The 12,437-nt window shown below is 59.7% G+C and carries 14 protein-coding genes; 13 read left to right on the forward strand and 1 reads right to left on the reverse strand.

Annotation, left to right across the window (positions count from 1 at the left end; genetic code table 11):
* The first annotated feature begins 388 nt into the window (after positions 1-388).
* From BN1129_RS08550 to BN1129_RS08580, 7 genes are all read left to right on the forward strand, one after another.
* Complete coding sequence (locus tag BN1129_RS08550) at positions 389-676, forward strand: hypothetical protein (RefSeq protein ID WP_042035832.1); 288 nt, start codon at positions 389-391, stop codon at positions 674-676.
* A gap of 23 nt (positions 677-699) precedes the next feature.
* Positions 700-1,104: a GFA family protein gene (locus tag BN1129_RS08555; RefSeq protein ID WP_042035833.1), complete on the forward strand. Its 405-nt coding sequence runs from the start codon at positions 700-702 to the stop codon at positions 1,102-1,104.
* A gap of 148 nt (positions 1,105-1,252) precedes the next feature.
* On the forward strand, positions 1,253-1,897 hold the full coding sequence (gene torD / locus BN1129_RS08560) for a molecular chaperone TorD (protein ID WP_042035834.1): 645 nt from the start codon (positions 1,253-1,255) through the stop codon (positions 1,895-1,897).
* Positions 1,898-1,901: 4 nt separating this feature from the next.
* Positions 1,902-2,270, forward strand: coding sequence for a hypothetical protein (locus tag BN1129_RS08565; protein ID WP_042035835.1), 369 nt, complete (start codon positions 1,902-1,904; stop codon positions 2,268-2,270).
* Between the two features lie 168 nt (positions 2,271-2,438).
* Positions 2,439-3,578, forward strand: a complete 1,140-nt coding sequence (locus BN1129_RS08570) for a hypothetical protein (RefSeq protein ID WP_042035836.1) — start codon at positions 2,439-2,441, stop codon at positions 3,576-3,578.
* Positions 3,568-4,206, forward strand: coding sequence for a porin family protein (locus BN1129_RS08575; protein WP_042035837.1), 639 nt, complete (start codon positions 3,568-3,570; stop codon positions 4,204-4,206). Before BN1129_RS08570 ends, BN1129_RS08575 begins: the two co-directional genes overlap by 11 nt.
* A 150-nt stretch (positions 4,207-4,356) precedes the next feature.
* The gene (locus tag BN1129_RS08580) at positions 4,357-6,807 is read left to right on the forward strand and encodes a sensor domain-containing protein (RefSeq protein WP_042035838.1); all 2,451 of its coding nucleotides are present in this window, start codon (positions 4,357-4,359) and stop codon (positions 6,805-6,807) included.
* 25 nt (positions 6,808-6,832) lie between these two features.
* Here the strand turns inward: BN1129_RS08580 and BN1129_RS08585 are convergent, their stop codons facing one another.
* Entirely contained in the window at positions 6,833-7,138 is a 306-nt protein-coding gene (locus BN1129_RS08585) for a hypothetical protein (protein WP_042035839.1), read from the reverse strand.
* 168 nt (positions 7,139-7,306) lie between these two features.
* On the opposite strand from BN1129_RS08585, the gene acs reads away from it, so the two are divergent.
* The 6 genes from acs to BN1129_RS08610 form a co-directional block, all read left to right on the forward strand.
* The gene (gene acs / locus BN1129_RS08590; protein WP_042035840.1) at positions 7,307-9,253 is read left to right on the forward strand and encodes an acetate--CoA ligase; all 1,947 of its coding nucleotides are present in this window, start codon (positions 7,307-7,309) and stop codon (positions 9,251-9,253) included.
* 2 nt (positions 9,254-9,255) lie between these two features.
* A complete protein-coding gene (locus BN1129_RS24370; protein ID WP_280136032.1) occupies positions 9,256-9,378 on the forward strand; it encodes a hypothetical protein in 123 nt (40 codons plus the stop codon).
* Between the two features lie 390 nt (positions 9,379-9,768).
* Entirely contained in the window at positions 9,769-10,218 is a 450-nt protein-coding gene (aroQ, locus tag BN1129_RS08595; RefSeq protein ID WP_042035841.1) for a type II 3-dehydroquinate dehydratase, read from the forward strand.
* 36 nt (positions 10,219-10,254) lie between these two features.
* A complete protein-coding gene (accB, locus tag BN1129_RS08600) occupies positions 10,255-10,710 on the forward strand; it encodes an acetyl-CoA carboxylase biotin carboxyl carrier protein (protein ID WP_042035842.1) in 456 nt (151 codons plus the stop codon).
* Positions 10,711-10,725: 15 nt separating this feature from the next.
* A complete protein-coding gene (accC, locus tag BN1129_RS08605; RefSeq protein WP_042035843.1) occupies positions 10,726-12,066 on the forward strand; it encodes an acetyl-CoA carboxylase biotin carboxylase subunit in 1,341 nt (446 codons plus the stop codon).
* A gap of 112 nt (positions 12,067-12,178) precedes the next feature.
* Positions 12,179-12,437 (forward strand): DUF997 family protein (locus BN1129_RS08610; RefSeq protein ID WP_209418492.1); only part of this gene is annotated, 259 nt, incomplete at its 3' end.

The raw sequence follows: 12,437 nt of genomic DNA on the forward strand, positions 1-12,437 counted from the left end.
CCTGCGTCGGCCCCCAATCCTCCGCCAGCGTGCCTGCCAAGGCGCTCGTTCCCATGCCTTCTTCCTTGCTGTTCACTACCCCACACCCCAGACAACAGCCACAAACGCAGACAAAAAATAGAAAAAACCAGAACAGGATCATAGATATAGCGATTATTAACAGATAACATCTTTGCGTGACGCAGTGGTTGCCCAGCCAAGATGGAGGCAAAAAATGCCGCGCAAGGCGTTCACCCTTCGCCAGCACACCTGCCGACCGAGGGTGGGGAGGGACGACCGTTTGGCTGAACCGCCCAGCCACGCTGGCCGTCCCATTGCAACACCATGTTCCCGACCCGCTTCCGCCTCGCTCTTTCTTCTCTGCACCGGCTCAACACGGGAGTACGCCATGATGGATAACCTGATGCTTTTTCTGATCATATCGGTATTCGCTGTTTTCTATTGGGTCTACTATACCGGCAGTCGCAAGAGCCCCTTTACCTATCAGTGGGAGGCCTTGCCCACCTGGGAGCAGTATCTGGCCGCCCATCCGGAGGCCGTCGATGGCGATATCATCTTCTGCATTCATTGCGGCCATCATGAACAACTGGACGTCGGCCTGCTGCATCAGACCGATTTTCGGCGCCAGCATATCTGCGTCCGTTGCAAGCAGGCGCTCTACCGCGAAGAGCGCTGATCCATCAATCAAGGAACCGCAAGATGACACTATTGACCGCCAGCTGCCTGTGTGGCGCCGTGGCCCTGAGCCTGCCCGACCAGTTCGACTACCTGGGCAACTGCCACTGCTCCGAGTGCCGCAAGTTCTCCGGTGCCGATTACGCCCCGGTCGGCGGACTGGACGGTGACAAGGTCACGGTCACCCGTGGCGAAGAGGCCATCAGCCGCTTTCAGAAATCCCCCGAGACCACCCTCGCTTTCTGCCGCCACTGCGGCTCCAGTTTGTTCAGCCAGAAGCAAAGCAGCGGCAAGCTGAACCTGCGCCTCGGCATTCTCAACGAGGCGCCGACCCAACGACCCGGTTTCCACATCTTCGTCGGATCCAGGGCGCCCTGGCACGAGATCTGTGATGCGCTGCCGCAGTTCGAGGCCCGCCCCACCGTCTGACGTCGTTACCAACATGCCCTGAAAACGTCGTCTCCGGCGGCGTTTTTGCTGGCCTGTTCGGCGAATTGTCACCTATGGGTTAACTTTTCTGCCAAAGCCGTTAGAATCGGTTTCACTCTGTTTCCCGCTTGCCATCCACGGAGGAAAAATGCAGGAATTTCTGGCCACTAGCGAACGTCGGGCCGAACTGTACTGGTGGTTTGCCACCCTGTTTAGCGCCGAGCTCAGTGATGAACAGATCGCCGAATACGACAGCTACGATGTGCGAAGCTTCCTGAAGAGCCTCTCCACGCTGGATCCCATGCGCCCGGCCGTCACCGAACTCAACGAGGCCATCGCCCGCCTGCTGGTGCGCCCGGATCGGGCCCGAGCCCTGACCGCCGATTTCAAGGCGCTGTTTCTGGCCGCCCCCGCCGTTCAGCCTTATGAGTCCGCCCATCTGACGGTGGCATCCCTGGTGCGCATGCAAGAACGACTGGCACGGCTCGCCATCGACGTCGGCGCCAAGTACCCGCAGCCGGTCGATCATCTGGGCGTCGAACTGGATCTGATGGGCAATCTCATCATACGCGCCGCCGAAGCCGCCAGTGCCGATCAGCGTGAACGGTGGCTCGGCGAGCAAGAAGCGTTGTTGCACACTCATCTGCTGGCCTGGTTCCCCCTTTTTGAGGCCGCCTGCCGCGCCGCCGATCCATTCGGCTTCTATGGCGCCAGCGCCCGCCTGCTGGGGGTATTCCTCACCATGGACGCCAACTACCTCAGCCTGGTCAAACCGGCCCGGTCCGCCGACTGAGCCGATGAAAACAGCCCTGTTACTGATCGCCTGCTGGCTGCTGGCCCTGATCCCGCAGGAGCAGGGTCTGAACCCCTTGATCAGCCTGCTGTTCAATCCGGATAGAGAGATCTACGGCACGGCCCAGCTCACCGGCTTTGGCGGCATACTGCTGACCCTCTATCTCGCCAATCTGGGGGTGGAAGTGGTGCTGCGCCGTCGTTTTCAGATAGCGGGCATGCTCACCCTGCTGGTCGCCTGGATAGACTTCATCAACGCCAGCGGCAGCGAGGCCCACTGGCTGCTGTTACTCGCCCTCTCCCTGCCCTTCCAAGTGCTAGGCCTGCTGGTGCTGGTGCGCGGCATTCAGGCATTCGGCCGCCAGAAGGGCTGAAGAACCGCCAAAAGTATTACAAATCATGACAGCCGGATCCGAAGATCCCCCGCTATCGCAAGGCGGGTGTGACGAACGACGGTAACATCCGCTTACATTCAGCTCCCATTCAGTTTTGTTGCAACCGTTATAGTGCCGCTCCTTTTCCACCGATACAGGAGCAACCCCATGCCTCCACAGGACGCACGCATCACGGGTCTCGACCTGTTGCGAGGGCTCGTCATCTTCATGGCCGTCTTCGAACACTACACCGGCTACCTCAACTACTGGTATATCGACTTCTTCAACCGGGAACAGGCCCTGTGGGACAGCTTCTACCTGTCGCACAAGGCCATGGCTGGCCATCTGCTGCCCATGGATCACACCACGGCACAGGTCTCGGCCTGGCTCATTCCCTGGGTGAGCCAGATCTATCTGGCCCTGGCGGCCTTCAACCTGAGCCGTCGCGATCAAGCCAGCTTCAAACCGCAGCTGGCCGGCAAGCTGGTGCTGTTTGCCAGCATCATTCTGGTGCTCTATGTCGAGGGACTGGTCATAGCCCCCAACTTCGGCGAGGCCATCTCTTTCTATCCGGTCATGTTGTGGATGTGCCTGCTGGCGCTCTTCTCGCTGGTCTACGCCTGGTTCGGTATGCGCGGCATGCTGCTGCTGACCCTGCTCAGCCTGCTGCTGGATCAACTCGGCGTGCAGACCCTGCTCGGCCACATCGACAGCTGGATGAAGCTGCATGTGCACCCTGACTATGAGCTCGATGCCCGCCTCGATCTCTTCATGGCCAGCGGCTGCTTCGGCTTCCTGTATGGCTGGTGCTGGCATCAGCGTCCCCAGTGGCGGGATCGCCTCAACGGCCTGGTGCTCACCCTCTCTCTCATCGCCCTCGCTGTTTACCTTGTGTTTGGCGAGCGCAGCTCCGTCGAACTCAACGACATCTATGCCAACGAGCATGAGCTGGCGATGGACATGACGGGCCGCGCCGGGATCTGGGGCATGGAGTTTCTGGTGATCGGTGTCGTGCTCTGGTTGCATCAGCGCAACATCCGCCTGTGCTGGCGCCCGCTCAACTGGATAGGCATGTATTCGCTGACCGTTTTCATCTTCCACAAGAGCATCTTCGTGCACCTGTGGGGCCCCTTGCTGCTGTGGTGGACCGCTCGCCAGGGCACCATATTGCCCAACAGCTTCGGCCTCATCATGGCACTCAGTGCCACCAGCGTGTTTCTTATCTACGCCTTCCAGCGCTCCGGTATCATCTGCCACCTGATGGGCATGCATCAAGACAGAGACTGGCTGCGGCTCTATGGCAAGTAGCCGTCGCTGGCTACTACTGGCCCCGGCACTCGCATTGCCCCTGTCAGCCAAGGAGCCGGACAACCTGTGGCAAGTGGGCAGCCAGTGGCAGCTCGGCAGCAATCAGGCCGGGGGCAGTGCCGACCCCAGCATGCAGCTCTGGCTCACCCATGAACGGGAGACCCTGGTTGGCATGATCTTTGCCGATGGACAGAGTGCGGGACTGGCCTTGCCGCTCTACCAAAAGAGCTTCCTCGCCGTGGGGGTCAGCCCCATGCAGGTGGTCGTTCGCACTCGTTTCAGCACGCTCTGGCGCCTCGGCTGGCAGTTGGATAAGGATCATCAGCTGACCCTGGGCCAGCTCCATGATGTCACCGGTCGCTATGGCCAGAACTGGTATATGGAGCACAGCCTGCCGCTGCCGGCCGCCCTCTCCCTCAACCTCTGGCTAACGCGGGGCAGTCAGGCGCACATGGCAGCTTATGATGCCAACTCGGGTTGGCGGGACTGGGGGCTCACGCTCGAGCGCAGCTGGGCCTGGCAGCAGTGGCGACTGGGCACTGAGCTAGGGGCCAAGCAGTGGCTGATCAAGGAGCATGACTGGCAGCCGGTGGTGAGCCTGACCCTGAGCTATCGCTTCCACTGGTAGCACCCCACCACTCCACCTTTGATAAACCAACCCCTGAACACGTCAGGCACCAGAGAGGGGGCACATACAGCCCCTCTCTCTTCCCTCCAAAGCGCTTCATGCCATACTGATAACACCTTAAATGACAATAAAGTCAATTCAGGAACCATCATGTGCGAAGAGACATCCGAATTCATGCCGGCCTCACCAAAAACAGGTCATATGAATCCAAATGAACTGCAGCAACTGTTCGAGCTGGCACCGTTTGGCATAGGTGTGTTCGACCGCCATTTTCGCTGCCGCAGCGTCAATCAGACACTCGCCGATATCAACGGCCTCTCCCGTGAGGATCACTACGGCAAATACTTGCGTGAGATATTGCCGACTCTGGCGCCAGTACTGGAACCCCTGTTCCAGCAGATCATCAGCAGCAGCGTCCCCCAGGTGACGCTGAGCCTGAGTGGTCAGACAAAGGCGCATCAGGGCCAGCAACGGCACTGGCAGGCCATTTACAGCCCCATGCGGGATGAGCAGGGCACACCTGACGGCATCCTGACCATAGTGCGGGATGTGACCGAGCTGGTCGAGGCGCAGCAACGGCTGCAACTGGCCATGAGCGCCGGCCAAGTCGGGGTCTGGGAGTGGTATGTGACAGAGGATCGGCTGCAATTTGATGGCCAGGTTGAGCGTCTGCTCGGGACGCAGGCCCATCAGTTTGAAGGGGGAATGGAGCAGTTCATCAAGCGCTTCGACCCGGTCTCGGGGGAGCAACTCAGATCGGCGCTCAAAGGCACGGCCCCCCTTCATCTGACCTTGAGCTATCTGGGGGCCGATCAGGTACGGGGCTGGATCGATCTTCACACTCTTCACGTGGCGACCCCCGACAGTCTGGGGCACCGCATCATGGGGGTGATCCACGACGCGACCGATCGTTGCATTCAGGAAGACCAGCTGCGCCAGGCCAATGTGGTATTCGAAACCACGACCGAGGGCATCATCATCATGGATGGCCAGCGCCAGATCATCTCGGTCAACCCGGCCTTCTGCAACATGACCCAATATGAAGCGAACGAGGTCGTGGGCAAGTCGCCGGAATCCATCATGCATCCGCGCAGCCATACCGGTATCGACTACCCCTGGCATACCCTGCAGCCCGGCAGCCATGCCTGGCACGGGGAGATGATATGCCTGCGCAAGGATGGCGGCTACTTCACCTCCTGGCAGCACGTCAGCGCCATCTACGACAATCGCCACAACATCACCCACTACGTGATCGCTTTCTCCGACATCAGCGCCATCCGCAAGGCCGAGGCACAGCTCAATCACCTCGCCTATCACGATCCCCTGACCGAGCTCGGCAACCGCAACCTGTTGCAGGAGCGGCTCGAACTGGAGATCAAGACAGCCCAGCTCAACCGGCAGCGACTCGCCCTGCTGTTCATCGACCTGGACGGCTTTAAGCTAATCAATGACAACCTGGGCCACAGGGCGGGGGATCAGCTGCTCAAGCTGCTGGCCGAACGCATCCGCCTCTGCCTGCACCACAACGACGTTGCCACCCGGCTCGGTGGAGATGAATTTCTGGTGCTGATCCCCTATTTCGAGCAGCAGGAAGAGCTGGAACGGCTCGCCGATCAGCTGCTGGCCCGCCTGCGCGAGCCGGTCGAGCTGGCACACGAGCAGGTCGCCGTCTCCGCCAGCATAGGCATAGCCCTCTACCCTGAACACGCCCAGAACCCGGATGCCCTGGTCAGCGCAGCCGACAACGCCATGTATGAGGCCAAGAGCCGGGGCCGCAACGGCTATCTGTTCTACACCCCCGACATGGCCGAGCAGCTCCGTGAGCGAATGAGCATGGAGCAGGGACTGATCAAGGCCATAGAACAGCATCAGCTCTGCATCATGTACCAGCCACTGACGGACCTGAACAGCAACCGCCTGAGCGGGCTGGAGGCTCTACTGCGCTGGCAACATCCCAACGAGGGCATAATCCCCCCCGCTCGCTTCATCCCAGTGGCCGAGGAGTGCGGTCTGATAGAGCAGATTGGGGAGTGGGTGATGCGCACCGCCTGTCAGCAGGGACAGACGTGGCTGACGGCTGGCCTGGTGGTGCCACGGCTCTCGGTCAATGTTTCGGTACGGGAGATGCGAACTCCTGGCTATGTGGAGCGGGTCGCCGCCATTCTGGCGGAAACAGGTTTCCCGCCGGATCGGCTGGAGATAGAGGTCACAGAGAGCATCATACAGCGGGTCGATCAGAGCATGCAGCTGTTCACCCGCCTGAAGGCGCTGGGGGTGCAGATCGCCATCGACGACTTCGGGACCGGCTTCTCATCCCTGAGCCTGCTGAAAAGCCTGCCCATCGATCGCATCAAGATAGACCGCACCTTCGTGCAGGCCCTACCGGATGACAAACACAGCCGGGAGTTGTGCCGTACCATCATCAACCTGGCAGACAGCCTGAACATGGCGGTCACCGCCGAGGGGATCGAAACCCAGGCTCAGCGCCAGTTTCTGCAATCCCTGCACTGCCAGGAGGGACAGGGCTATCTGTTCAGCCATCCCTTGACCGAGCCCCATCTCGCCGCTCAACTGGCCCCCAGCAAGGGGGTCTGGTGTTGACCTGGGATAGAACCGGGCACATCACTTATTCGTTGAACGTCAACCCTAACTCTGTATCCCAAACCTCACTCCGGGCTTGGTGCGGATCAGCCAGCAAGGGATCCTGAGGGTAACGTAAGTCGGGCTGTCGAAGCGTCACTGTCACCGGGGGCTTGCGCGCCAGAAATGCATTGCCCATCTGATCGGCAATACGCTCCCGCACTGCTGGCGAGCCGCCCTGCACGCGAGTCACGGGGAACTCTTTGGGCTGGGGATCAGCAAGCGCGGCTTCATCAACCAGCGTAGAGGCATCGGACTGCCAGAGGGCGGTGCAAAGGAGCAGGGACAACATAGCTATCTCCATCGATAAAACCGATGTTTTTACGCTATCACCGATGAGTTGTCACGAATGGCACTGTAAGTAACTGTTTCCATCTATCCAAAAGTCTAATTGCCCTCCCTCGCCAAAGGTATAAGTTGTTACTTAATCATTACAAGAATGTATTAAAAGGAGTGACACATGAGCGAGAGCAAGGTCTACCCGATCAAGGCCCACATCAGCAAGGACGCCCTGTTGGACAAGGCAGGCTACGAGGCCATGTACCAGGCCTCGGTGCAGGATCCGGATGCCTTCTGGGGTGAGCAGGGAAAGATCCTCGACTGGATCAAGCCCTATACCAAGGTCAAGAACACCTCCTACGACCCGGGCCACGTCTCCATCAAGTGGTATGAAGATGGCCTGCTCAACGTCTCGGCCAACTGCCTGGATCGCCATTTGGCACAGCGCGGTGACAAGGTCGCCATCATCTGGGAAGGGGACAACCCCGCCGAAGATCGCAAGCTGACCTACCGCGAACTGCACAGCGAAGTGTGCAAGTTTGCCAACGTATTGAAAGCACAAGGGGTTCACCGAGGCGACGTGGTCTGCCTCTATATGCCCATGGTGCCGGAAGCCGCCATCGCCATGCTGGCCTGTACCCGTATCGGCGCCGTGCACAGCATCGTCTTCGGCGGCTTCTCGCCGGAGGCCCTGGCCGGTCGCATCATCGACTCCGGCTCCTCCATCGTTATCACGGCCGACGAGGGGCTGCGCGGCGGCCGCCCGGTCCCGCTCAAGAAGAATGTGGATGAAGCGCTCACCAACCCGGATACCCAGGTCAGCAAGGTGATAGTGCTCAAGCGCACCGGCGGCAAGGTCGCCTGGCATGGCCACAGGGACATCTGGTGGCACGAAGCCATCGCGACCGTCAGCGCCGACTGCCCGCCCGAAGCCATGGGTGCCGAAGATCCCCTGTTCGTCCTCTACACTTCAGGCTCGACCGGCAAGCCCAAGGGCGTGTTGCACACCACAGGCGGCTATCTGGTCTATGCCACCCTCACCTTCAAGTACATCTTTGACTACCACGAGGAGGACATCTACTGGTGTACCGCCGACGTGGGCTGGGTCACGGGCCACTCCTATCTGGTCTACGGGCCGCTCGCCAACGGCGCCACCACCATCATGTTCGAAGGGGTGCCCAACTACCCAGCCACCAACCGCATGAGCCAGGTGGTGGACAAGCACCAGGTCTCCATCCTCTACACGGCACCGACGGCGATCCGCGCGCTCATGGCCAAGGGCCGGGATGCGGTCGAGGGCACCTCTCGCCAGAGCCTGCGCATCATGGGCTCCGTGGGTGAACCCATTAACCCGGAAGCCTGGGAGTGGTACTACCGCACCATAGGCGAGGAGCGCTGCCCCATCGTCGATACCTGGTGGCAGACCGAAACCGGTGGCATCCTCATCAGCCCGCTGCCCGGCGTCACCGATCTCAAGCCAGGCTCAGCCACTCGTCCCTTCTTCGGTGTGCAGCCAGCGCTGGTAGACAACATGGGCGAGCCGCTGGAGGGGGCCACCGAGGGCAATCTGGTGATCTCCGACTCCTGGCCGGGTCAGATGCGCACCGTGTTCGGCGATCACGAGCGCTTCGAGCAGACCTACTTCTCGACCTTCCCAGGTCGTTACTTTACCGGCGACGGCGCCCGTCGCGATGAGGATGGTTACTACTGGATCACGGGGCGAGTGGATGATGTACTGAACGTCTCGGGACACCGCATGGGCACAGCCGAAATTGAATCGGCGCTGGTCTCCCATCCCAAAATTGCCGAAGCGGCTGTGGTGGGGGTGCCTCACGAGATCAAGGGTCAGGGCATCTACGCCTATGTCACCCTGATCGCCGGGGAAGAGCCGAGCCGCGAGCTGCACAAAGAGGTGAAGGAGTGGGTCCGCAAGGAGATTGGCGCCATAGCCACCCCGGATGTGATCCACTGGGCCGAGGGGCTGCCCAAGACCCGTTCCGGCAAGATCATGCGCCGAATTCTGCGCAAGATTGCCACCGGCGAAACCGATAGCCTGGGGGATATCTCCACCCTGGCTGATCCGGGTGTAGTGGACAAGCTCATTCGCGAGAAGTCGGAAGCCGCATGATCATGCGCGCCATAATGCAGCGCAAGATTGCCGCCGGCGAAACCGATAGCCTGGGGGATATCTCCACCCTCGCGGATCCGGGTGTAGTGGACAAGCTCATTCGCGAGAAGTCGGAAGCCGCATGATCATGCGCGCCATAATGCAGCGCAAGATTACTGCTGGCGAAACCGACAGCCTGGGGGATATCTCCACCCTGGCGGATCCGGGTGTAGTGGACAAACTCATCCGCGAGCAATCCGAAACGGCCTGATCCTGCCCCTTCTCAGCCCCCAAAGCCGGCCCAGTGCCGGCTTTGTCGTCTCTGCTACCGAGCCATTGAATAGCGAGCTAAAGAGCTCAAAAAACAGACAGATGTAGAGATTAGACCAGTAAAATGCTGCTAATTTTCACGAAATCAATATAATTGCGAAATCTGTGTACCAGTGCACACCGAATTGCGCAGAAAATGGCTAGATTTCTGGTAATCCACAAGATAACGGATAGATAGCAGCATTATCATCGAGGATGTACTCAATATGTCGCAAAATCACCGTATTCTCGTGCTCAACGGGCCGAACCTGAACCTGCTGGGCAAACGGGAACCGGGCATCTACGGCAGCAAGACGCTCGACGAGATCGTTGCCGATCTGACGCACAACGCCAGCGAACTCGGGGTCACACTGGAACACCTGCAATCCAACGCCGAACATGAGTTGGTCAGCCGCATTCACCAGGCCATGGGCCAGGTGGATTATATCATCATCAATCCGGCAGCCTTCACCCATACCAGTGTCGCCATCCGCGATGCACTGCTGGGTGTGGCCATCCCCTTTATCGAGGTTCACCTGTCAAACGTCCATGCCAGGGAGCCCTTCCGTCATCACTCCTATCTGTCTGATGTCGCCAGGGGGGTGATCTGCGGGCTGGGTGCCGATGGCTACCAATTCGCTTTAACCGCGGCCGTGCATCAGTTGCGCGCGGCTTGATAATCACTGATCAGATAAAGAAGAAAGAGAATGCTAATGGATATCCGCAAAATCAAGAAGCTGATTGAACTGGTTGAAGAGTCCGGCATCGCCGAACTGGAGATCTCCGAGGGTGAAGAGTCCGTTCGCATCAGCCGCAACTTCTCCGGTCAGGTGACCACCGCCATGCCGCAGATGATGATGCAGCCAGCCATGGCCCCTGCCGCCGCACCGGCCGCCGCCGCCACAGCACCGACCGCCGATGCGGCCGCGCCGAGCGGCCATCTGATGCGCTCCCCCATGGTGGGCTCCTTCTATCGCTCCTCCAGCCCGGAAGCCAAACCCTTCGCGGAAGTGGGTCAGCACGTCAATGTTGGCGATACCCTGTGCATCGTCGAAGCCATGAAAATGATGAACCAAATCGAGTCTGACAAGGCCGGCGTGATCAAAGCGATCCTGGTTGAAAATGGTCAGGCCGTCGAATTTGACGAGCCGCTGTTCATCATCGAATAAGGGAAATTGCCACCCATGTTGGACAAAGTAGTCATCGCCAACCGCGGTGAAATTGCCCTGCGGATCCTGCGCGCTTGCAAAGAGCTCGGGATCAAGACAGTGGCCGTTCACTCCACCGCCGATCGGGAGCTCAAGCATGTGCTCCTCGCCGACGAAACCATCTGCATCGGCAAGCCTGCCAGCGGTGAATCCTACCTCAATGTGCCGGCCATCATCGCCGCCGCCGAGGTCACGGGAGCCGTTGCCATCCACCCGGGTTATGGCTTCCTCTCCGAGAACGCCGATTTCGCCGAAGTGGTCGAAAAATCCGGCTTCATCTTCATCGGCCCGCGTGCCGAGACCATTCGCCTGATGGGTGACAAGGTCTCCGCCATCGAGGCGATGAAGAAGGCTGGCGTACCTTGCGTGCCTGGCTCTGACGGCCCGGTCGACAGCGATACCAAGCACAACGCCGCCATTGCCAAGCGCATCGGTTATCCGGTGATCATCAAGGCCGCCGGTGGCGGTGGTGGTCGCGGCATGCGCGTGGTACGCAGTGAAGCCGAGCTGGCTGCCGCCATCGCCCTGACCAAATCCGAAGCAGGCCAGTTCTTCAAGAACGACATGGTCTACATGGAGAAGTACCTGGAAAACCCGCGCCATATCGAAATTCAGATATTGGCAGACGGCCAGGGCAACGCCCTCTATCTGGGCGAGCGTGACTGCTCCATGCAGCGTCGCCACCAGAAAGTGGTCGAAGAGGCACCGGCACCCGGCATCACCGAAGAGATGCGCAAGTTCATCGGCGAGCGCTGCGTACGCGCCTGTATCGAGATCGGCTACCGCGGCGCGGGGACCTTCGAGTTCCTGTACGAAAACGGCGAGTTCTATTTCATCGAGATGAACACCCGTATCCAGGTTGAGCATCCGGTCACCGAGATGGTCACCAGCGTGGATCTGATCAAGGAGCAACTGCGCATCGCCGCCGGTCAGCCCCTGTCGATCACCCAGCAGGACATCCGCATCCGTGGCCATGCCATCGAATGCCGGATCAACGCCGAAGACCCGGCTACTTTCATGCCGTCTCCGGGCCTGATCCAGCGCTTCCATGCGCCGGGTGGTCTGGGGGTACGTTGGGATTCCCACATCTACGCCGGTTACAAGGTTCCGCCTTACTACGACTCCATGATCGGCAAGCTGATCTGTTACGGCGAGAACCGTGACGTCGCCATCGCCCGCATGCGCCAGGCGCTGGACGAGCTGGTGGTGGAAGGGATCAAGACCAACGTCTCCCTGCAAAAAGAGATCATGAAAGACGAAAACTTCCAGCACGGTGGCACCAATATCCACTACCTGCACAAGAAGTTGGGTCTGTAAGGATCTAAGGCAGAACAATGACTTCCGATAGAAGTCAGCTCCGTAAGGAGCCTCTGTTGAAAAAGGGCCATGGCGACATGTCCCTTTTTTGTTATCCTTGCGCCCCTCAAAATTGTCGGAGGCCAAGGTGAATCGTTTCGCGCTCGCTCGCCGGGAAGCAGCCCTCTGCCTGCTGCTGACCCTGCTCTACTTCCTTGCCTGGTATGGCACTGCGTACTTCATCCCCGAAGAGATCGAATACTGGGACATGCCGCTCTGGTTCCTGCTCAGCTGCATGGTCATGCCACTGTTGTTCATCGTGCTGTGCGGCCTGATGGTGGATCGCCTGTTTGTGGATATTCCCCTCGATACGCCCCCCCCCCATGCCAAGG

This window comes from Aeromonas popoffii (genome assembly GCF_000820025.1).
In the GTDB taxonomy this organism is placed as follows: domain Bacteria; phylum Pseudomonadota; class Gammaproteobacteria; order Enterobacterales; family Aeromonadaceae; genus Aeromonas; species Aeromonas popoffii.